Genomic DNA, 21595 nt, shown 5'->3' on the forward strand with positions numbered 1-21595 from the left:
TTTTAACCAGTTCCCATAGGGTTAAATATGTTCGGTTAACGCAAAAATTACCAATCAATTTATGATTCTAGCAAGCCTTACTGTTGCTTTTGGAAGAGTATCCAAAAACGAAAGTTAGGTAGCAAGTGACCGGTTGGCTTTCTCGCCTACAGCTCAATTCCACAGGTAGCATTTTGCCGCTTGCTGCAATTGCTTTGCCGGTCATTCTGACGATGGTCGGAAGCGGCTTGGACATGAGCCGTGTCTACAAGGCACGCAACCGGCTGCAAACCGCCTGTGATGCCGCGACACTGGCAGGCCGTCGCGCTGTTACCAACGATGGCTACGACACCGATGAGCAAGCAGTTGCCAGCACCTACTTCAACACGAATTTTGTTGAAAGCGATGTTGGTGCAACCGGCACAACTTTTGTTTCGAGTTCACCTGATCAGGGCAATTTCGTTGTTGGTTCCGCCGAAACATCGGTAAAAATGGCTGTCATGGGTGCGATGGGCTTTGACACCTTCGACATCTCGGTAAGCTGTCAGGCGACCTTGGGCGTTGGCAACAGCGACATAACGATGGTGCTTGATACCACCGGTTCGATGGGCAGCACGCTTTCTGGGACGTCGCAAACCCGCATCCAGGCCTTGCGCGCAGCGATGAAGAATTTTTACGACACGCTTGCGATGGAAGCTTCGGGATCAAACGCACGCGTCCGTTACTCGTTCGTGCCCTATAGTTCTTCGGTCAATGTTGGCCGGTTGATCCATGATCGCGATCCGAATTTTCTGGCAGACCAATGGCCGATCCAATCGCGCGAACCGGTGTTCAGGACCATTAATGAGCAAGTGTTCGTTGGCTGGAATGAACCTGTCTATACGAGTTCGGAAAACTACAGCGCCGAAATGTCTGGCCCTGCATCGCAGTTCAGTTCGACCAATTACTCGTCGCAAACCAACTGCAATTCCGCGCGTCCTGCCGACACGGCGTGGACTGACAATGGCGCTACGTCCGAGAACAGTAGCACGACGAGCAATTCAGGGCGGCAGGTGGTTACCACAACCACCACGCAGCCCCAGATCCGCACGCGCTACACCTGCCAACGGACTAACAACGATGGTCGGCCCTGGCGCGTGTTTTCCTACTACGTGACGCGCAATTTTCTGACTTATCAATATGCGACATCTGATGCGATCTTTGAGACCCGTACGCGTCAGGAATTCAGCAATTGGGCCTACAAGCAGGTCAATTTCAGCACGGTTGATTACAAGCGATTTGCTCCGGCAACGGTCAACAACGGGGCCAATGGAACGCCCATCAGCTATACGTGGAACGGCTGTATTGAAGAGCGTGACACGGTTGCCACGGGCAGCGTCAGCTATTCCAACTTGCTGGGCATGTCGCCATCCGACGCGCAGGATTTGAATATCGACAAGCTGCCGCAAGATGGCGATGAAGCAACCAAATGGGGTCCGATGTGGCCGGAACTGGCCTATTATAGGCTGAACTCTTACAACAATCTGACGAACGAACCTGAAACAACACGCGGGACAAAGGCGCAATCGTTCTGTCCCCAGCGCGCGCAGTTGTTGCAGGAAATGGAGCAATCGAGCTTTTACAACTATGCGGATTCTCTGGTTGCAGCTGGTTCGACATATCATGATCTGGGGCTGATGTGGGGCTTGCGCCTCAACTCGCCTGAAGGTCCATGGCAGGAACTGGTCAACGCCACGCCAACCAACGGCGCCAAAGTGGCACGCCACATCATTTTTATGACCGATGGCATGATGGAACCGAACTATGCCATCCAATCGACGTATGGCGTTGAATGGCATGATCGGCGGATCACTGATGATGGTTACAGCAATCTGGCTGCCCGCCACACGGCCCGCTTCCGCGCGCTTTGTGATGTCGCCAAGGCCAAAGGATTCCGGGTTTGGGTGATTGCCTTTGCTTCGTCATTCACCAGTGATCTGACCTATTGCGCATCGAGCAACAGTTCATTTTTCGCAACCAACGCAACGCAATTAAACAGTGCGTTTCAGGATATCGCCAAGAGCGTTGGCGAGCTGCGGGTGTACCAATGATCAAGCGCAAACGGATGGTGCCAGCAAGCCTTCATCGGGTAGCACAACCTTCGCTTTTGCGGCGGCTAACACGGGACAGCGCAGGCGTCACAGCCGTAGAGTTCGCCCTGGTTGCACCGATCTTTCTGATGGTGATTGTTGGAAGCCTTGATCTTGGCCAGATGGTCTATGCCAAGTCGGTTTTGGATGGCGTGGTTGAAAAGGCTGCCCGCGATTCAACACTGGAAAGCGGCGATACTACGCTTGCTGATCGTGTTGTAAAAAGGGCGGTTCTGGAAATACTGCCTGAGGCGAGAGTTTCTGCGACGCGCAAAAGCTATTTTGATTTCAACAGCGCAAACCGCGGCGAAGAACTCGACGATGTGAACGGTGACGGGGACTGCTCACCGGGCGAGGCCTACACCGATCTGAATGGCAATGATGCTTGGGACGAGGACTTGGGGGCTGCTGGCAAGGGTGGCGCCAACGACGTGATCGTTTACACGGTGAACGTTGCCTACGAACCTGTCTTTGCCATGCCCATGGTCCCGCTGGATTGGTCGACCAGGGAAATCAGCGCCACGGCGGTTAAGCGCAATCAGCCCTTTGGAAAACAAAGCGGCAGTTATTCAGCACGGCCAAAAACATGCTAAGCTCCACTCGAACCCGCACGCTCGCGCGTAAACTGCTTTACGACACCAAAGGCGTTGCCTTCGTCGAGTTTGCGCTCGCCGCGCCTTTGATGCTGTCGGTTGCGTGCTATGGCATTGAGCTGGCCTATTTTACGGCTGTCGACATGAAGATGAGCGAAGTCGCGTTGTCGCTTGCCGACAACGCCTCGCGCATCGGGCAAACCGACAATGTCAATGTCACTCCCACGGTGAATGAAACCGACATCAAGGAGGTTATGCGCGGGGCGCAGGAACAGGCTGCTGGTTACAACTTCCAAGCCCAAGGCAAAGTGATATTGACAAGCCTTGAGCACGATACGGCGACGGGTAAGCAAACCATCCGGTGGCAGCGGTGCTTTGGCAACCTTGCGCGCCAATCCGGATATGGCAACGACACCGACCTTAACGGGCTGAATGGCCCGATCATAACGGGCTTGGGAAGCGGTCCTACCAAAATCACTGCCGCTGCGAACAGCGCGGTAATGTTTGTTGAAGTTTACTACACTTACAAAGGCCTGTTTGGCGATTTATTCGTAAGCAATCGCACTTTGAAGAAGGAAGGCGCATTCCTGATCCGCGATAGCCGCCGCTTGGGCGTTGACGTAAGTGGCGGCGATGGAACGCATTCGTGTGCGACCGCAGTCTAAGATTTGGATTGTACTGTCTCACAGCTTTCACATTGCAATTTTCGAGTCCCCAAACTGTCCGTTAACTGACGCATTGTTGCCCTAGCGCGCCCTGCATGGCCAAGATGGCCGCTGACAGGGGTCTGCTACATGCTTCATCGTTTTTCGACCGGTTGCGCTACGGCTGCAATCGCAATCGCCGCATTCGGCGCTGTTCCTGCTTTTGCCCAAGCTGCACCGACTGCGGATGCGATGGTTGAACCCGATGCTGCTGAAGCGAACGAGCCTATCGTTGTTACCGGTACAATCGCTGAATCGCAGGCAGCTTCCATCCGTGAAAAGCGGATCGCAGTAAATCTTGTCGATGTTGCGGCGGCTGATGCGGTTGGCCGTTTTCCTGACCAGAATAGTGCCGCTGCGCTTTCCCGCCTGCCTGCCGTTGCCGTGCAACGCGATCAGGGTCAGGAACGCTACATCCAGATCCGCGGCGCGCCCAATCGCTGGACTTCGGTCATGATTGATGGCGTGCCTATGATCGGTGTGGATGAAGGCGGCGATACCCGCGCTTTCCGCTTTGACGCTGTTCCCGCTGTGATCCTGTCGTCGATGGTGATCAACAAATCCCTGACGCCCGAGCTTCCGGCAGATGCCATCGTTGCCAATGTCGATCTGCGCACATGGTCGCCGCTTGAGCGCAAGGGTCTGCATGTTGTCGGTGATCTTGGCTACGGGTTCATGAACCTTGGCAAAGGTGAACAGCGTCAAGCGTCGCTGCGCGTCAGCTGGGCCAATGATGTAGTCGGCATCGTGCTGGGCGGATCGCACTATCGCCGCAAGCAGCTTACCGACAACCGCGAAGTTGGTGCCTATGACGCGCCATCCAGTGCAACAGACACCACATTCGGCCCGACGGAAATTGACATCCGCCAGTATGAGATCGAGCGTTGGAGCAATGGCCTGTTCGGCGGCGTTGAATACGAACCCGTTGCTGGTCAGAAGATCTGGGCCAAGGCGATCTTCACCGAATTCAACGATGATGAACAGCGCAACCAGTACGAATTGCGGCTTGATCGTGCAGCCAGCGGTACACGCAATCTTGATAATGGCGCACTGGTCGGCGTTCCGATGCGTGGTTCGTTCAATTACGGCGAATATCGCAATCGCAACATCATTGGGGCCATCGGCGGGGATTACGCCACCGACAATGGCTTTAGCGCGAATGTTCGCCTGAACTATGCGCGCACGGAAAATACATCGTATTTGCCGCTGGTGCAGGCCAGCACGTCCGGATTGAATTCGCCATCGCTAACCTATGACCGGTCAGACCCGCGCTTCCCGGTCGTGTCGCTGTTCAACACTGTTTTGAATGGAACCACGCCAGCGCGTGGCACCACGGCCTTGACCGCATTCAATCAAACGTCTTTGAACAATGCCGGTGCTATTGCAATTGCTGCCCGCCAAGCCACGGTTTCCGACAGCTACACGCTTAAGCTTGATCTCAGCAAAAAAATGGACAGGTTGACGCTTTCAGCTGGCGGTTTGTACGCCGACCGCACGATTGTGGGAAACAACTTCTCGTTTTCAAACGTCGCTGCCGTTGGCGCTTTGGGCACCCGTGTGGGGCAGCCGTTCGACGTGAACAGCTTTGTCACCAACCGGCCTTGGACTACGGATTTCCCGCTCGGCTTCACGCTGAATTATATTGATAACCGGGCAATGCGCGAAGCGCTTGATACCTTGTTGCCCAAACTGGCAGCGGCCGGGCTTTACAATCCAGCCAACGATATTCCGGTTACGGATCGGTATCGCCAGTTGGAAAAGACTTTGGCGGGTTACGTCATGGCGTCGGCAGAACTGGACAACGTGTTGCTGACAGGTGGTGTGCGTCTGGAGCATTATCGCCTGATCAACAGTGGCACTGCGCTGGTAGGAACAACCCAAACGCCGCTGTCGGTGAAGCAAACGCGCACTGACCTGTTCCCCAGCATTAACGCTCGCTTCTCGTTCGGCGATGATTTCGTGATGCGGCTCTCGGGCCAGCGCGGCGTTTCACGTCCAGCGTATGGTGCGATCCGGGTCGGTTCATCAATCAACGATACGGCGTCGCCCGGCACCATCACCGGCGGCAATCCGGGGCTTGAGGCCGAGTACACGTGGGGACTTGACGGCAGCGTCGAATATTACCTGCCTGGCAATGGCTTGGTCTCGGTCGCAGGTTTTCATCGCTGGGTCGATAATGTGTTCTATCAGAACGCCCAGATCGTTGGCAGCGATGTCTTCAACACCGGGGGGAGGGATCGTTCGGGCTATTTGCTGACATCCACTTTTAATGGCCAGAACGGCACGCTCTATGGCGTTGAGTTGACGTACCAACAGAAGTTCACGTTCTTGCCTTCACCGCTTGACGGCTTTGGCTTCCAGGGCAACTTGACCTTGCTGGATGGCAAGTTTGATACCCAGGTGGTGAATGGTGCACAGCAAAAGGGCATTGCCTTCCAGGGCCTGTCAGACACGATCTGGAATGCCTCGCTTTACTATGAAAAGTACGGTTTTTCGGCGCGCGCCAGCTACCAATGGCGGTCTGATTGGCTGGACAGCCTTGGCGGATTTGGCAGCGGGGAATCACGCAAATCCTATGGCAATCTTGATGTGTCGCTGCGCTATCAGGTGAACGACAACTTCACCTTGTTTGCTGATGCTGCCAACCTTACCAACGAAACATACATTGCCTATCAGGACACTCTGGAACAGCCGACCGAGGTTGAGCGCATTGGGTCGCGCTATTTGTTCGGCATGCGCTTCAACTTCTGATCAAGGGCTAAGAGGAAACCACCATGCGCAAGATAATCGCCGCCACCGCATCGCTCCTCGTCATCGCTGCTGCCACTCCGGCAGCAGCGATAGACCGGGCGGCGATTACACGCATTGATGCCGGGCACATCGCCATCGAATGGAGCGATGCCGATCCGGTTACCGTTTTGGCTTCATCCGACCCTGCTGGCGCTGACGCTTCGTCCGAGATGGTTGCAAAAGCAGACCGGTCTGGCCGCATCGTTCTGCCAGCAACTGCCGCGCAACGCCGGTATTACACCTTGCGTGATGGCGGCGATGGTTCGGTGATGCGCGTGGCCGAACGGGTCCTGCCGCTGGAGCAAGGATCGAACTTCCGTGATGTCGGCGGCTACATCGGTGCTGATGGCAAGCAAGTGGTGTGGGGGCGGATATTCCGTTCAGGGGCGATGCCGCTTTTGACCGAGGCTGATTACACAACCTTGGCAAATCTCAAGATTGCAACGATTGTTGATCTGCGTTCGACAGATGAGCGGATGATTGCGCCGACAATGCTTGATGATCGCACCGATGCGACTTTTGTCAGCAATGATTATTCGCTCAAGCCGCTGATGGCCGGTATCGGCAAAAACGGCGGTGAAAATATGTATGCCAGCATGGGGCCGATGATTAATCCGCAAATCAAGGCTATTTTCCGTTCGCTGGTTAAGGCTGAGGGCCCCGTTCTTTACAATTGCTCTGCCGGACAGGATCGTACGGGCATCGCTACGGCATTGGTGCTCAGCGCCTTGGGCGTTGATCGCAAAACTATTCTGGAAGACTATCACCTTTCCACCGAACTGCGCCGTCCACAGTTTGAAATGCCGGCGCTTGATCCAGCAGATTGGCCGGGCAACCCTATTGTCCCGTACTATGTGGCATCATTGAAAAAGCCCGGCGGCCCAAAGGCTGAACCCCTCTACAGCCCTAAAGGCTTGTCCCATCTGGCGCAGTTGTTTGAAGTGATTGACCGGGATTACGGCAGCGTAGAAGCCTACCTTGCCAAAGAAATCGGCGTCAACAAGCCCGAGATCGAGCGGTTGCGGGCGCTCTATCTGAATTGATCCAGCGCTGATCCCGTTCGACTTTTTTGAAATTTGCTGTGGGTCATTGGGCACTTTGCTGCGCAGTGATCCACGCAGGTTTCAAGCGGGTAACGCCTTTGGATCAAAGATGGCAAATACGAATTTTGCCCAACAATTCCATTGGGATGGATTGGCGCGCCCTACAGGACTCGAACCTGTTACCTCAAGATTAGAAGTCTCGCGCTCTATCCAGATGAGCTAAGGGCGCGCGCCGATTTCCCTTAAGCATGCTTTTCGTTGCCTGAAAACCGCGTTAGCAAGCGTGTCATGAACAATCACCACATTTCGCGCATCGACGGAGTCGACGGTGCCCGCCGCCACTTCCGGTATTTCGACTATGTGATGGCTGCTTTCGTGGCGATCTTGCTGTTGTCGAACCTCATCGGCGCAGCAAAGCTGGCGCAAGTCGGTGGTTTCACCTTCGGTGCGGGCATCCTGTTCTTCCCGGTGTCCTATGTGATCGGCGATGTGCTGACCGAGGTTTACGGATACTCCAACGCGCGCCGCTGTGTGTGGATGGGCTTTTTCGCGCTGATTTTCATGGCATTCATGAGCTTTGTTGTCGTCGCGATGCCGCCTGCTCCGGGCTGGGACGGGCAGGCCGCATATGAAAGCGTATTCGGATCGACGTGGCGGATCGTGCTTGCCTCAGTTACTGCGTTTTGGGCGGGCGAGTTCGTCAATTCATTCGTGCTGGCAAAAATGAAGATTTTGACGGCTGGCAAACATTTGTGGTCGCGGACAATCGGCTCAACGGTATTCGGGCAGGCCATCGACAGCCTGATCTTCTATCCCATCGCCTTTCTGGGCATTTGGACCACTGACCAGGTCCTGACCGTCATGGTCACCAACTGGCTGATGAAAGTGGTTTGGGAAGCGGCGTTGACGCCGGTCACCTATGCTGTGGTCGGATGGCTCAAAAAGCGTGAGGGCACCGATGTCTTTGATACCGGCACCGATTTTTCGCCATTTGCAAAAGCAGGCTAGATTTCAACGCCACAACCCCGCCGTTCTCAGGCGGGGCAGGGCGTTCGAGGTCGGCCTAGTCCGCGATAAAGCCAATCAGCAAATACACGATGATCGCCGAACCAAATCCGAGGATCGTTGCAAGGCCAAAGGCGACGCGAACCAGCGTGACATCCAGACCGAAATAGTTGGCAATCCCGGCGCAAACGCCCATCATTTTGCCGCGCGTCTTATCAAGGCGGAACCCGCGGGTCTTTTCCAATGGACGGACGGCCGAATCATCAAAGCGAAGCTGCGACATCAAATCATCTCCTGCGTTGTAACTGGTGTGCCGGTTGGGGCCGGGGTGTGTACGGTTCCGGCAATCAGCACGAGGCTGAGCGCGAATGCGGTAGCGGCGGCGGTGATGCGTTGGGCGATGGTTGTCATGAACACGTCCTCCTGTTTGGTCGTTTCGCTTGTTGTTTGATGCTGTGCATGGGCTGTGCCAAACGCGCTGAACTGCGGAAATCCGCGGTTTCTTGCGAAAATATGGTAATTGCAATGTGATCCGATTGCCAAAATCTGGTGTAATATACTAATTTGTGGGGGTGAAAGTTTCTATCGCGACATCGCCGTAGATTGCGACTTGCAAATTAACGGAATCGCGCGTAGTTGCCGCTCATCCCGACATTGTGAAAGCAACGTCAGGCTGGAACCAGACGGTCCCGGCTCGGCACCGCTTTTGCTTCTGATCGGCTACTGGAGATTGCATGGCGGATATTGCGCGAATTACCGAGGTTATTGAGCCCGAGGTCAAGGCACTCGGCTTTGATCTCGTGCGCGTGCGCATGTTCAAGGGTGGCGAAATTGGTGATGAGGAGCACACGCTTCAAATCATGGCCGAGCGCCCCGAAACCGGCCAGCTGGTGATTGAGGATTGCGCTGCGCTTTCTCGCCGTATTTCAGACCGATTTGATGAACTGGAAGATGCCGGAGAGAATCTGATCGTCGAAGCTTATCGCCTTGAAGTGTCATCGCCCGGTATTGATCGTCCGCTGACGCGCGTGAAAGATTATCTGGCCTGGGCCGGGCATGAAGTGCGCATCACATTGCATAATCCGGTTGACGGCAACCGCAAGTCGCTAACCGGCGATCTGGTCGGGCTGGAAGATGATGTAATTACGCTGGATGAACGCAAGTCTGGCCGCGTAACCTTTCCGCTGGCTGATGTGCAATATGCCAAGCTTGTCTTGACTGATAAGCTTATCGCCTCATCTCGTCCGCTGGACACCAGTGGCATTGATGAAGAAATTCTCAGTTCAGAAGATGATCTGAGCGAAATCAACGAAGAACAGGAAGACTGACCCATGGCCAGTGCGATTTCCGCCAACCGTGCAGAACTGCTTGCAATCGCCAACGCGGTCGCCACCGAGAAGATGATCGACAAGTCGATTGTCATCGAGGCGATGGAAGAGGCAATCCAGAAGTCTGCGCGTAACCGTTACGGCGCCGAAAACGACATTCGCGCAAAGCTTGATCCGCGCACGGGCGATCTTCGTCTTTGGCGTGTGGTCGAAGTGGTTGAAGTGGTTGAAGACTATTTCAAGCAGGTTGACCTGAAGCAGGCCGAAAAGCTGCAGCCGGGTGCGCAAATGGGCGACTTTATTGTCGATCCGCTTCCGCCGGTTGATCTTGGCCGTATCGATGCGCAATCGGCAAAGCAGGTGATCTTCCAGAAGGTCCGCGATGCTGAACGTGATCGCCAATTTGACGAGTTCAAGGACCGTGCAGGCGAAGTCATCACCGGCGTTATCAAGTCGGTCGAATTCGGCCACGTGATCGTCAATCTTGGCCGCGCCGAAGGCGTGATCCGCCGCGATCAGCAGATCCCGCGCGAAGTGCCACGCGTCGGCGAACGCGTCCGCGCGCTGATCATGAAAGTTGAGCGCCAGAACCGTGGTCCGCAGATTTTCCTGAGCCGCGCGCACCCTGAATTCATGAAGAAGCTGTTCGCGCAGGAAGTGCCCGAAATCTATGATGGCATCATCACCATCATGGCCGCCGCGCGCGATCCGGGCAGCCGCGCCAAGATTGGCGTGATCAGCCGCGATAGCAGCATCGATCCGGTCGGCGCCTGCGTCGGCATGAAGGGCAGTCGCGTTCAGGCCGTCGTGCAGGAACTGCAGGGCGAAAAGATCGACATCATTCCGTGGAGCGAAGATACCGCGACATTCGTGGTCAACGCTCTCCAGCCTGCCACAGTCAGCCGCGTGGTGATCGATGAAGAAGAAAGCCGCATCGAAGTTGTCGTGCCCGATGACCAGTTGTCGCTTGCCATCGGTCGTCGCGGCCAGAACGTGCGTCTGGCCTCGTCACTGACGGGCTCTGCTATCGACATCATGACCGAGGCAGAAGCTTCGGAAAAGCGCCAGAAGGAATTTGCCGAGCGTTCGAAGATGTTCGAGGAAGAACTCGACGTTGATGAAACCCTGTCGCAACTGCTGGTGGCTGAAGGCTTCAGCGAGTTGGACGAAGTGGCCTACATCGACATTTCCGAACTCGCAGCCATCGAAGGCTTCGATGAAGAGCTTGGCCAGGAACTGCAAAGCCGCGCGACCGAAGCCATCGAACGCCGCGAAGAAGCCCTGCGCACGCAGCGCCGTGAACTTGGTGTCGAAGACGCTTTGGCGGAACTGCCGCACTTGACCGAAGCGATGCTGGTCATCCTTGGTAAGGCTGGCATCAAGACGCTTGATGATCTGGCTGATCTTGCCACCGATGAACTCATCGCCAAGAAGCGCGTCGAACAGCGCCGGCGCAACGACAAAGCCCCGCGTGAGCGGACTGAACGTTCAGAGCGCACCGAAGACAAGGGCGGCGTTCTTGGCGAATTCGGCCTGAGCGAAGAGCAGGGCAACGAAATCATCATGGCCGCACGTGCCCACTGGTTCGACGACGCTCCTGAAGCTGACTCCGGGCCACAAGCTGAGGAGGCCGCCCATGCGGAACCCTCACAATGAGCCGCTAAGCTCCGACATTGCTGATCGCACCCCGGCGGGTAAGACCCCGCCGGAGCGTAAGTGCGTACTGACCGGGCGTCATGATGAGCGGGGGGATTTGATCCGCCTCGCCATTTCTCCCGATGGTGACGTGCTGCCTGATGTTCAGGCGCGTGCCCCCGGGCGCGGCGCCTGGATTGGTGTTTCTCGGACAGACCTTGAAAAAGCCCTTGCGAATAGCAAACTTAAGGGTGCGCTGACGCGCGCGTTCAAAGGCGTGAAGCTCACAATTCCAGCTGATCTTGGCGAACGCATTGAAGTGGCGCTGCGCCGCACGTTAACTGACCGGCTTGGCATTGAACTGCGCGCAGGCAATGTTTTGCTCGGCACCGAGCGTATTGCGCAAGGAGCGCGTTCGGGCGCGGTCTCTTTCCTCGGCCATGCTTCCGATGCAGGGACTGATGGTCCGAACAAATTGGCGCAAGCCTGGCGTGTGGGCGAAGGGGCTGAAGGCTCCGGGCTCAAAGGCACAATCTTGCCGCTGGACCGAGCGGCGCTGTCTGTGGCATTGGGCCGCGACAACGTCGTTCACTTGGCGCTGACCGACCCGATTGCGACCGAGCGAGTCGCCGGGCCTTTGCAGCGCTTGATGCACTTTCTCGGACACGAGACCGATGATGCTGCACAGCCCGATGACGGCATGGCAGCAGACGATGATATTGATACGAAGGGCGACTGAGTTAAATGAGCGATAGCGACAAAAAGCCTACTTTGGGCCGCAGGCCACTGGGCCTGAAGACCGCGGTAGAGGCTGGCGAGGTCAAGCAGACCTTTAGCCACGGCCGCACCAACAAAGTGGTGGTCGAAGTGAAGCGGCGCAAGCTGGTGGGCCGCCCGGGCGAAGCCGCTCCTGTTGCCGCGCCTGTTGTCGCTGCGCCCGCGCCTGCTGCGCCTGTTGCTGCGCCGCCTCCACCCCCGCCGCCACCCCCTCCGCCGCCCGCAGCCAGCCGTGAAACTCGGCAGGAGATGCAGACGCGTTTGCTGCGTGAAGCCGAAGAAGCGCGCCTCGCTGCGGCTGAGGCAAACAACCGCCGCGAACAAGAAGCGCGCCTTCGTGCCATAGAAGACGAGCGTCGCCGCGCCGAAGAGGCCGCGCGGCCTGCTGAAGCTGTGGTCGCAAAGCCTGAGCCTGCACCTGCGCCAACGCCAGAACCGGCAGTGGAAGTTGTTGCAGCCGAAGTTCCTGTCGCCGCTCCCGCACCTGCCGCAACGCCCGTGGCAGAACCGGAAGTCGCCAAGGCTGCCGAGCCTGCGCCCAAGCCTGCTGAAGAAGCCGTCAAGGCTGACGAACCGGCTGCCATTCCTGCGCCACGCCGCTTTACCCCCGTCGCTTCGACCGCGCCGGCCAAGCGTCCTGAACCTGCAGCGAAGAAGCCGGCAGGCGCTCCGCGTGATCGCAAGGTCGAAGACCGTCGCGGTGGCAAGCTCACGGTTACCCGCGCGCTGAACGATGATGAAGGCGCGCGCGCCCGCAGTCTTGCTGCGTTGAAGCGTGCCCGCGAAAAGGAAAAGCGCGCACACTTTGCAGGCCAGTCACAACCGCGTGAGAAGCAAGTGCGCGATGTCATCGTGCCTGATGCAATCACGGTTCAGGAACTGGCCAACCGCATGGCTGAAAAGGCTGCAGACCTGATCAAGGCGCTGTTCAAGATGGGCATGATGGTCACCATCAACCAGACCATCGACCAGGACACTGCCGAACTGCTGGTCACCGAATTTGGCCACAACATTGAACGCGTTAGCGATAGCGACGCCGATATTGACACCACGTTTGACGTTGACGCCGATGAGACGCTGGAAGCGCGTCCTCCGGTCGTGGCGATCATGGGCCACGTCGATCACGGCAAGACGTCGCTGCTTGATGCTCTGCGCGGTACAGATGTGGTTCGTGGCGAAGCGGGCGGCATTACGCAGCACATCGGCGCTTACCAGATCAAGACCAAGGGCGGTGATCGCATCACTTTCCTTGATACGCCGGGCCACGAAGCCTTCACCGAAATGCGTATGCGCGGTGCCAATGTCACTGACATCGTCATCCTTGTGGTGGCGGGCGATGATGGCCTGATGCCGCAGACGATTGAAGCGATCAATCACACCAAGGCTGCTGGCGTGCCGATGATCGTGGCGATCACCAAATCGGACAAGCCGGAATTCAACCCGCAGAAAATCCGCGAACGCTTGCTTGAACATGAAATCCTGGTGGAAGCCATGTCGGGTGACGTTCAGGACGTTGAACTTTCCGCCAAAACCGGCGCAGGGCTTGATGAACTGATCGAGAAGATCCTGCTTCAGGCAGAACTGCTTGAACTGGGCGCAAACCCTGATCGTGCAGCAGAAGCCACTGTGATCGAAGCCAAGCTTGATAAGGGCAAGGGGCCATTGGCTACCGTCCTGATCAACCGTGGTACCCTCAAAGTTGGCGACATCCTCGTCGTCGGCACCCAGTCTGGCCGCGTCCGCGCGATGCTGGATGACAAGGGGCGTCAGGTAAAGGAAGCCGGTCCATCGTTGCCGGTCGAAGTGCTCGGCCTTGGCGGTGTGCCAATGGCTGGCGATACGTTGACCGTGGTGGAAAGCGAAGCGCGTGCCCGTGAAGTGGCGGCGTACCGTCAGGAACGCGCCACCGCCAAGCGTACTGTTCAGGCACCGGTCAACCTCGAAAACATGTTCTCGGCGCTTGCCACCAAGAATGCGGTTATCGAATATCCGCTGGTCGTGCGCGGTGACGTGCAGGGTTCGGTCGAAGCCATTGTCAATGCGCTCAACAAGATTTCGACTGACGAGATCAAGGTGCGCATCCTGCAATCGGGCGTTGGCGCGATCACCGAAAGCGACGTCAATCTGGCGCAAGCCAGCGGCGCGCCGATTGTCGGCTTCAACGTCCGTCCAAACGCCAAGGCGCGCGAACTGATTGAACGCAACAAGGTACGCATGAAGTACTTTGACGTGATCTATCAGCTCACCGACGATATCCGTTCGGAAATGGCCGGTGAACTGGGGCCAGAAGCCATCGAAACGGTCGTTGGCCGTGCCGAGGTCAAGGAAGTGTTCCCAGCGGGCAAGAAGGACAAGGCAGCAGGTTTGCTCGTCGTCGAAGGCGTCATCCGCAAGGGCCTTCATGCCCGTCTCACGCGCAACGACGTCATCGTCAGCCGCACCACTATTTCGTCGCTGCGTCGCTTCAAGGACGACGTTGCCGAAGTGCGCGGCGGTCTGGAATGTGGCGTATTGCTGACCGACACGAACGACATCAAGGCTGGCGACCAGCTCGAAGTCTTCGAAGTCGAAATGCGCGACCGGACTTTGTAAAACGCGTTCCGCGAAGCCGGAACACAGCAAATCCCCCTCCCGCTTGCGGGAGGGGTTAGGGGAGGGCCTGCTAAACCGGCTTTACCCAACAAACCCTCCCCCGGCCCCTCCCGCAGGCGGGAGGGGAGACAAGAGGCATCCTTCCCGGCATGCCAGTCGGATGGAGTTTGAGCTTGACCCGCTACGTTGCCCTGTTCGGTTCCATCAATGTCGGCGGCAATCGTCTGACGATGGCGGACTTGCGCCACGCGTTTGAGCGCGAAGGGCTGACCGGCCTTGAAACCGTGGTGGCCAGCGGCAACCTGCTGTTCGAATACGATGATCGCCCGCTTGACGGCCTCGAAGACATGTTCGCCCACGTCATGCTGGACCGCTTCGATTTCGACAGCTTCGTCGCCGTCCGCAACCGTGAGGCTATGGCCGAAGCCATCGAAGGCAATCCGTTCACCGGCATCGGCGCGGACAATCTGGTCCACACCATGTTCCTTGGCACCCAGCCAGATCAAGCGGCGTTCGACAAGCTGGCTGCCGATCAGGCGATGCGCGGCATGGAAAAAATGGCCATCGGCAACCGCAGCATCTATATCGACTTTGCCAATGGCGTTGGCGAAAGCAAACTGACCGGTGCTTTCATCGAACGCCGTCTCGGCACTCGCGGCACCGCGCGCAATGTGCGATCCATCGCCCGTATCCTAGCGAAAATGAGTTAGACTTGGCCAAACAGACCACCCCTGAAACCCGTTCCGTCCGCCTGCTTAAAGTGGGCGAACAAGTGCGCCACATCTTGTCGGAACTGCTGATGCGTCAGGTCGTGCATGACGAAGTGCTAAGCGCGCATACCGTTTCAGTCACCGAAGTACGCATGTCGCCCGATCTTCAGCATGCCTCGGTCTTCGTCAAAGCGCTGTTGGGCGAGGACGAGGATATCGTGCTGAAGGCCTTGCGCACGAACACGGCATTCTTTCAGCGTGAGGTCGCCCAGCGGCTGCGGCTGAAGTTTGCGCCCAAGGTCAAATTCCTGCCCGACGAGAGCTTCGACACGGCCAGCCGGATTGAATCGATCCTGGCAGATCCAAAAGTGAAGCGCGATCTCGGCGAGATCTAACGCGGTACCATCTGCGCGTTTATTGTTATCGTCACTGTCTTTGCCACGATGAAGCGATAGGCTTTCATCCCGAACTCCGTGCGGTCGATCTTTGTCTGCGCGGTCAGTTGGATCGGTTCTCCGCCGGTCGCCGACGCAGGTGGTTTGCGAAAACTGACTGCGAGAACAACCGGACGGGTGATGCCTTTTGCGGTCAAATCACCACTGATCTGTGCCGTAACAGGGCCTGTCATCGCCATAGTTCGCCCGACAAAGCGCACCTTAGGATGGCGTTTCACGTCGAAGAAATCAGGGCCTTTCAGCCGTGCCAATGTGATGGCATCGCTTGCCGCCAAAGCCGTCGCGTCAAGATCGACGTTTAACTGGATGGTATCGAGCCGCTTGGGGCTTAGCACGATCCTGCCGCTCACTTTGGGAAACCGGGCTGTCTTGCTGGCAAGGCCGAGGAAACCAACGCGCGCGTGGACTTTGCTCAACACAGGATCGAGGGTGAATTGCAATTGCCCCTCGGTGGAGGGAGGCGGTGCCTGCGCCGATGCAGACAGGTTAGGGATCAAACCAAGCGTTAGCGCCACCAATGACGCCACTCGTCCCGTCATTGGTCGGTGCATGCGCTACTCCATGTCGAATAAACGCCCTTAGCCTATGGCGTTCCGTGGCCATGGCATTATGGCACTTCGGGTAATGGCCAAGCTCTACTTTTACTACGCCAGCATGAACGCAGGCAAATCAACCAACCTGCTCCAGGCGGAATTCAATTACCGCGAGCGCGGCATGGCGACGATGCTGTGGACAGCATCAATCGACCAGCGCGGCGGAGAGCGGGCGATTGAAAGACGTATCGGCCTGCACGCCCAGGCGCACCGGTTTGATAGCGCGACCGATCTGTGGGCGTCCATCCGCGCCGCCCATGCCGCGCAGCCGCTATCGTGCGTACTGGTTGATGAAGCGCAATTCCTGTCAAAACTGCAAGTCTGGCAACTGGCGCGCATCGCTGACGAGGCCGGTATTCCGGTTCTGTGCTATGGTCTGCGAACCGATTTCCAGGGGGAATTGTTTGAAGGCGCGGCAGCCTTGCTTGGAATTGCGGATTCGCTCGTTGAACTTAAAGCCGTCTGCCACTGCGGACGAAAAGCGACAATGAACTTGCGCGTCGATGAAAGCGGTGCAGCCGTGCGAGCAGGTGCGCAAACCGAAATCGGCGGCAATGACCGCTATGTCGCGCTGTGCCGCAAACATTTTAGTGAGGCAATGCGATGAACCCCGACGGTATAATCTGGTCAATCGCCACGGTCGCGATCCCGATGATCCTTGCGATTGTCTTTCACGAAGTGGCGCATGGCTGGATGGCGCGTGCCTTGGGTGATCCCACCGCAGCAGAGGCGAACCGCCTGAGCCTTAACCCGCTGCGCCATGTCGATCCGTTTGGCACGATCATTCTGCCGGGTCTATTGAAGCTGACGGGCGCTCCGGTGTTTGGCTGGGCCAAGCCGGTACCGGTGGATTTCCGCCGCTTGCGCAATCCGCGCTGGGGCATGGTCGCGGTGGCAGCAGCGGGACCGGGGATTAACTTTATTCTCGCTGCGGTTGCTGCTATCGGGCTTGGTCTGCTGGTGAGGGCCACGGACGGTTCGGTCGAGCCGGGGCTGCCCGTGTTGTTCCTTGCTGATAATTTGCGCAACTTCCTCCTCGTAAACCTGTTCCTCGGCACCTTTAACCTGCTGCCGATCCCGCCGTTTGACGGCTCACGTATCGTGATGGGCATCCTGCCGGCCCCGCTTGCGCACGCTTATGGCAAAATTGAACGGTACGGCCTGCTGGTTGTCTTCGCGATCCTCGTAATCCTGCCTTATCTAATGCCAGAATTGCGGCTGGTTGAACGGCTTGTCGGGCCGCCGGTCCAATGGATGGCGGCGCATCTGGCGCAATTGGCTGCGGCGGTTGCCGGTCCGGAATTGATGTAACACCCATGGTCAATGGCTGGATCATTCTCGACAAGCCGCTGGGGCTTGGCTCCACCCAAGGCGTGGCAGCGGTAAAGCGCAACTTGCGGCAGGCGGGCTTTGGCAAAGTCAAAGTCGGGCACGGTGGCACGCTTGATCCGCTGGCAACGGGCGTCCTGCCCATCGGCATTGGCGAGGCGACAAAGCTCTGCGGGCGAATGCTGGATGCCAGCAAGATCTACAGTTTCACCATCGGTTTGGGGGTTGAGACTGACACGCTCGATCTTGAAGGCAAAGTCATCGCGCAAAGCGATGTCCGGCCCACGCTTGCCGATCTTGAAGCTGCTCTTGCCAACTTTACCGGTCCCATCGAACAAGTGCCGCCAGCTTACTCGGCGCTGATGATCGATGGCGAGCGTGCTTATGATCTCGCGCGGGCAGGGCAGGAGTTCGAAATCAAATCGCGCGCCGTCACGATCCACACGCTTACCCTCGATGCGACCGATGGTGTGGCAGGCGCGCTGCAATCCGCCACGCTCACCGCGCATGTCTCCAAAGGCACCTATATCCGCAGTCTGGCGCGCGATATTGCCCGCACTCTCGGCACGGTGGGCCACGTCACCATGCTCCGCCGTTTGCGGGCAGGGCCGTTTGATCTGGCCCAAGCGATTTCGCTGGACAAACTCAACGCACTCGGCCAAGGCGCGGCCCTTGAACACGTACTCTTGCCGTTAGAGGCAGGGCTGGTCGACATCCCGGCTCTCAACCTCGGTCCCGAACAGGCAAGGGCGGTCCGTCAGGGCCGCGTTCTTGCGGGACTGCCCTTTAATGACGGGCTTTACTGGGGGCGGACAGGCACTGTGCCGGTCGCCTTGGTTGAGCTTTCAGGCGGTAGCCTGACTGGCAAGAAGTCATTGCAAGCCACGCTCGCGCCGAAAACGACACCGGTTCGCCGGAAGTACAGGTCGCAATCCTGACCAGCCGCATCCAGACCCTGACCGAGCATTTCAAGTCCAACCATAAGGACAACCACTCGCGTCGCGGCCTGCTGATGATGGTCAACAAGCGTCGTTCGCTGCTCGACTATCTCAAGAAAAAGGATGTGGCGCGGTATAACGCTCTCATCCAGAAGCTTGGTCTTCGTAAGTAACACACGCGGAGCGGCCCCTAGTGGGCCGCTTTTGCGTTATGGGGGGGCTTGGTGGTGAGCGACTGGATCGGCTACTTGATCTTTTGCGCACCGTTTCTAGCGGCTTGGGGTGTAAAAGAGGCAATCGAGAAAGCCTCCGTCCGCGCCTCAATTGACACCGACCGGCTTGTTCAGTCGATTGATGTGTTGTCCGCGCAAATAGGCTCCCTAGAAAGTGGCTTAGACAGCATTCGTAGTGATGTCCGAGAGGTGGTTCAGAATACCGAACCGCCAAGAATGAGTACCGATCATTTCGATATATAAGGCTCAGGCCATTCGTTCTGATGACTCAACCCGCCCACTTCGCAATTCGGCGAAGTCGGCCAGTCCGGGGCAAAAGCCCCACACCGGACCGGGACGGGAAACCCCGGCAGCAAAAACCCGCGCGCAATAGGGCCGTGGGCTGAAGGAAGCTAAATGTTCGACGTCAAAACCGTATCGCTGGAATGGGGCGGCAAAACCCTCACTCTGGAAACCGGCCGTGTTGCCCGCCAGGCAAACGGCGCAGTCCTCGCCACTTATGGCGAAACTGTTGTGCTTTGCGCGGTTACCGCTGCAAAGTCTGTCAAGGAAGGCCAGGATTTCTTCCCGCTGACCGTCCACTATCAGGAAAAGTTCTCGGCTGCTGGCCGTATCCCCGGCGGCTTCTTCAAGCGTGAGCGCGGCGCGACAGAAAAGGAAACGCTGGTTTCCCGCCTGATCGACCGTCCGCTTCGTCCGCTGTTCCCCGAAGGTTTCTACAACGAAATCAACGTGATCTGCCAGGTTCTCAGCTATGACGGCGAAACTGAGCCAGATGTAGTTGCGATGATCGCTGCCTCGGCTGCGCTGACAATCTCGGGCGTTCCGTTCATGGGCCCGATCGCCGCTGCGCGCGTCGGCTTCAAGGAAGGCGAATACCAGCTTAACCCGTCACTCAGCCAAGTCGCTGAAGGTCGCCTCGACCTCGTCGTTGCTGCCACAGATTCGGCCGTGATGATGGTGGAATCCGAAGCCAAGGAACTGACCGAGGAAGAAATGCTCGGCGGCGTGATGTTCGCGCACGATGAAATCCGCAAGGTTATCGGCGCGATCATCCAACTGGCTGAAAAGGCTGCCAAGGAGCCTTGGGACGTTGATCTGTCGGACAACACTGCCGACATCAAGAAAAAGCTCAAGGACGTTGTCGGCAAGGACGTTGCTGCCGCTTACAAGCTGACTGACAAATCGGCCCGGTCGAACGCGCTTAACGACGCGCGTGCAAAGGCGAAGGCTGCGTTCGCGGACGAAACCCCGCAAACGCAAATGGTTGCTTTGAAGACCATGAAGAAGGTCGAAGCGGACATCGTTCGCGGCGCCATCCTCAAGGACGGAACCCGCATCGATGGCCGGACCACCACACAGGTCCGCCCGATCGAAGCCATCGTCGGCTTCCTGCCACGCACGCACGGTTCGTCGCTGTTCACACGTGGTGAAACGCAGGCAATCTGCACCACCACGCTGGGAACCAAAGACGCTGAACAGATGATCGACGGTCTTGATGGCCTGTCGTATCAGCGCTTCATGCTGCACTACAACTTCCCGCCCTACTCGGTCGGTGAAGTCGGTCGCTTCGGCGCTCCGGGCCGTCGTGAAGTCGGCCACGGCAAGCTGGCATGGCGTGCGCTGCACCCTGTGCTGCCTACCAAGGACGAGTTCCCTTACACGATCCGCGTGTTGTCAGACATCACCGAATCAAACGGTTCATCGTCAATGGCAACCGTGTGCGGTGGCTGTCTGTCGATGATGGACGCAGGCGTTCCCATCGATCGTCCGGTTTCGGGCATCGCCATGGGCCTCATCCTTGAAGGCGACAAGTTCGCCGTTCTGTCAGACATCCTTGGTGATGAAGATCACCTTGGCGATATGGACTTCAAGGTTGCAGGTTCGGCCAACGGCATCACCACGATGCAGATGGACATCAAGATCGCGGGCATCACGCGCGAGATCATGGCAAAGGCTCTGGAGCAGGCCAAGGAAGGCCGCGCGCACATCCTTGCCGAGATGACCAAGGCACTGGGCGAAGCACGTACCGAACTTTCGGCACATGCACCGCGCATTGAATCGATCCAGATCGACAAGTCGAAGATCCGTGACATCATTGGAACCGGCGGCAAGGTGATCCGCGAGATCGTCGCCACCACCGGGGCCAAGGTCGACATCGATGATGAAGGCCTGATCAAGATTTCGTCTTCCGACACGTCGCAGATCGAAGCTGCCAAGGCCTGGATCCTGGGCATCGTCGAAGAAGCCGAAGTCGGCAAAGTCTATGATGGCAAGGTCGTCAACATCGTTGATTTCGGCGCTTTCGTAAACTTCATGGGCGGCAAGGACGGTCTCGTCCACGTGTCTGAAATGAAGAACGAGCGCGTTGAAAAGCCACAGGATGTTGTCAAGGAAGGCCAGGCTGTAAAGGTCAAGGTTCTTGAAATCGATCCGCGCGGCAAGGTTCGCCTTTCCATGCGCGTTGTCGATCAGGAAACCGGTGCTGAACTGGAAGATACCCGTCCGGCTCGTGAACCACGCGAACCTCGCGGCGATCGTCCTGATCGCGGTGGCGGTGACCGTCGCGGGCCCCGCGGCAATGATCGTGGCCCCCGTCGTGAAGGTGGCGGCGGTGATCGCGGTCCACGCGGTGGCGGTGATCGCCCACGTCGTGACCGTGAAGATGGTCCGGCTCCCGATCACATGCCTGCTTTCCTCAAGTCTGACGACTGAGGCTAAGGCCTGAAACGAAAAAGGGCCCGGTTCGGCAAGAACCGGGC

21 protein-coding genes and 1 tRNA gene are annotated in these 21595 nt (G+C 57.6%); 18 read left to right on the top strand and 4 right to left on the bottom strand.

Going from position 1 to position 21595, the window contains the following annotated elements:
* Positions 1-125: 125 nt before the first annotated feature.
* From B7Y89_RS08205 to B7Y89_RS08225, 5 genes are all read left to right on the top strand, one after another.
* Complete coding sequence (locus tag B7Y89_RS08205; protein ID WP_292937473.1) at positions 126-2069, top strand: pilus assembly protein TadG-related protein; 1944 nt, start codon at positions 126-128, stop codon at positions 2067-2069.
* Positions 2066-2701: a TadE/TadG family type IV pilus assembly protein gene (locus tag B7Y89_RS08210; RefSeq protein WP_292937475.1), complete on the top strand. Its 636-nt coding sequence runs from the start codon at positions 2066-2068 to the stop codon at positions 2699-2701. The genes B7Y89_RS08205 and B7Y89_RS08210 overlap by 4 nt, the downstream gene beginning before the upstream one ends.
* Entirely contained in the window at positions 2695-3366 is a 672-nt protein-coding gene (locus tag B7Y89_RS08215; RefSeq protein ID WP_292937477.1) for a pilus assembly protein TadE, read from the top strand. Before B7Y89_RS08210 ends, B7Y89_RS08215 begins: the two co-directional genes overlap by 7 nt.
* Positions 3367-3495: 129 nt before the next feature.
* Positions 3496-6156: a TonB-dependent receptor gene (locus tag B7Y89_RS08220; RefSeq protein WP_366415876.1), complete on the top strand. Its 2661-nt coding sequence runs from the start codon at positions 3496-3498 to the stop codon at positions 6154-6156.
* Between the two features lie 23 nt (positions 6157-6179).
* Positions 6180-7238, top strand: coding sequence for a tyrosine-protein phosphatase (locus B7Y89_RS08225; protein WP_292937478.1), 1059 nt, complete (start codon positions 6180-6182; stop codon positions 7236-7238).
* Positions 7239-7390: 152 nt separating this feature from the next.
* On the opposite strand, the gene B7Y89_RS08230 is transcribed toward B7Y89_RS08225, so the two are convergent.
* Positions 7391-7467: transfer RNA gene (locus tag B7Y89_RS08230), tRNA-Arg, on the bottom strand.
* Between the two features lie 59 nt (positions 7468-7526).
* Between B7Y89_RS08230 and B7Y89_RS08235 the strand changes: the two genes are divergently transcribed.
* Positions 7527-8246, top strand: a complete 720-nt coding sequence (locus B7Y89_RS08235; protein ID WP_292937480.1) for a queuosine precursor transporter — start codon at positions 7527-7529, stop codon at positions 8244-8246.
* A gap of 55 nt (positions 8247-8301) precedes the next feature.
* Here B7Y89_RS08235 and B7Y89_RS08240 read toward each other — a convergent pair whose 3' ends face one another.
* Both B7Y89_RS08240 and B7Y89_RS08245 read right to left on the bottom strand, forming a co-directional pair.
* Positions 8302-8526: a PspC domain-containing protein gene (locus B7Y89_RS08240; RefSeq protein WP_292937481.1), complete on the bottom strand. Its 225-nt coding sequence runs from the start codon at positions 8524-8526 to the stop codon at positions 8302-8304.
* On the bottom strand, positions 8526-8654 hold the full coding sequence (locus B7Y89_RS08245) for a hypothetical protein (protein ID WP_292937483.1): 129 nt from the start codon (positions 8652-8654) through the stop codon (positions 8526-8528). Before B7Y89_RS08245 ends, B7Y89_RS08240 begins: the two co-directional genes overlap by 1 nt.
* Positions 8655-8977: 323 nt before the next feature.
* Between B7Y89_RS08245 and rimP the strand changes: the two genes are divergently transcribed.
* The 6 genes from rimP to rbfA all read left to right on the top strand — a co-directional run bounded on the left by rimP (position 8978) and on the right by rbfA (position 15680).
* Positions 8978-9571 carry a ribosome maturation protein RimP gene (gene rimP, locus B7Y89_RS08250; RefSeq protein ID WP_292937485.1) on the top strand — a complete coding sequence of 198 codons (594 nt, stop codon included), beginning with the start codon at positions 8978-8980 and terminating at the stop codon, positions 9569-9571.
* 3 nt (positions 9572-9574) lie between these two features.
* A complete protein-coding gene (gene nusA, locus B7Y89_RS08255) occupies positions 9575-11227 on the top strand; it encodes a transcription termination factor NusA (protein ID WP_292937487.1) in 1653 nt (550 codons plus the stop codon).
* Positions 11208-11945, top strand: a complete 738-nt coding sequence (locus B7Y89_RS08260; RefSeq protein ID WP_292937489.1) for a DUF448 domain-containing protein — start codon at positions 11208-11210, stop codon at positions 11943-11945. The genes nusA and B7Y89_RS08260 overlap by 20 nt, the downstream gene beginning before the upstream one ends.
* A 5-nt stretch (positions 11946-11950) precedes the next feature.
* A complete protein-coding gene (gene infB, locus B7Y89_RS08265; protein WP_292937491.1) occupies positions 11951-14575 on the top strand; it encodes a translation initiation factor IF-2 in 2625 nt (874 codons plus the stop codon).
* Positions 14576-14748: 173 nt separating this feature from the next.
* Complete coding sequence (locus B7Y89_RS08270) at positions 14749-15285, top strand: DUF1697 domain-containing protein (RefSeq protein WP_292937493.1); 537 nt, start codon at positions 14749-14751, stop codon at positions 15283-15285.
* A 2-nt stretch (positions 15286-15287) separates the two neighbouring features.
* Positions 15288-15680 (top strand): 30S ribosome-binding factor RbfA, encoded by a 393-nt coding sequence (rbfA, locus tag B7Y89_RS08275; protein ID WP_292937495.1) that lies wholly within the window; start codon positions 15288-15290, stop codon positions 15678-15680.
* Here the strand turns inward: rbfA and B7Y89_RS08280 are convergent.
* Positions 15677-16291 carry a YceI family protein gene (locus tag B7Y89_RS08280; RefSeq protein WP_292937497.1) on the bottom strand — a complete coding sequence of 205 codons (615 nt, stop codon included), beginning with the start codon at positions 16289-16291 and terminating at the stop codon, positions 15677-15679. The two genes, rbfA and B7Y89_RS08280, sit on opposite strands and share 4 nt — an antisense overlap.
* Positions 16292-16364: 73 nt before the next feature.
* Here B7Y89_RS08280 and B7Y89_RS08285 point away from each other — a divergent pair, with 73 nt between their 5' ends.
* The 6 genes from B7Y89_RS08285 (at position 16365) to pnp (ending at position 21548) form a co-directional block, all read left to right on the top strand.
* Positions 16365-16940 carry a thymidine kinase gene (locus B7Y89_RS08285; RefSeq protein ID WP_292937499.1) on the top strand — a complete coding sequence of 192 codons (576 nt, stop codon included), beginning with the start codon at positions 16365-16367 and terminating at the stop codon, positions 16938-16940.
* Positions 16937-17644, top strand: a complete 708-nt coding sequence (locus tag B7Y89_RS08290; protein WP_292937501.1) for a site-2 protease family protein — start codon at positions 16937-16939, stop codon at positions 17642-17644. Before B7Y89_RS08285 ends, B7Y89_RS08290 begins: the two co-directional genes overlap by 4 nt.
* Before the next feature lie 5 nt (positions 17645-17649).
* A complete protein-coding gene (truB, locus tag B7Y89_RS08295; protein WP_292937554.1) occupies positions 17650-18600 on the top strand; it encodes a tRNA pseudouridine(55) synthase TruB in 951 nt (316 codons plus the stop codon).
* A complete protein-coding gene (rpsO, locus tag B7Y89_RS08300; RefSeq protein ID WP_292937555.1) occupies positions 18537-18773 on the top strand; it encodes a 30S ribosomal protein S15 in 237 nt (78 codons plus the stop codon). Before truB ends, rpsO begins: the two co-directional genes overlap by 64 nt.
* A gap of 54 nt (positions 18774-18827) precedes the next feature.
* Positions 18828-19076 (top strand): hypothetical protein, encoded by a 249-nt coding sequence (locus B7Y89_RS08305; protein WP_292937503.1) that lies wholly within the window; start codon positions 18828-18830, stop codon positions 19074-19076.
* A gap of 153 nt (positions 19077-19229) precedes the next feature.
* Positions 19230-21548 carry a polyribonucleotide nucleotidyltransferase gene (pnp, locus tag B7Y89_RS08310; RefSeq protein WP_292937505.1) on the top strand — a complete coding sequence of 773 codons (2319 nt, stop codon included), beginning with the start codon at positions 19230-19232 and terminating at the stop codon, positions 21546-21548.
* The last annotated feature ends 47 nt before the right edge of the window (positions 21549-21595 follow it).

The organism is Novosphingobium sp. 32-60-15 (genome assembly GCF_002280675.1).
In the GTDB taxonomy this organism is placed as follows: Bacteria; Pseudomonadota; Alphaproteobacteria; order Sphingomonadales; family Sphingomonadaceae; genus Novosphingobium.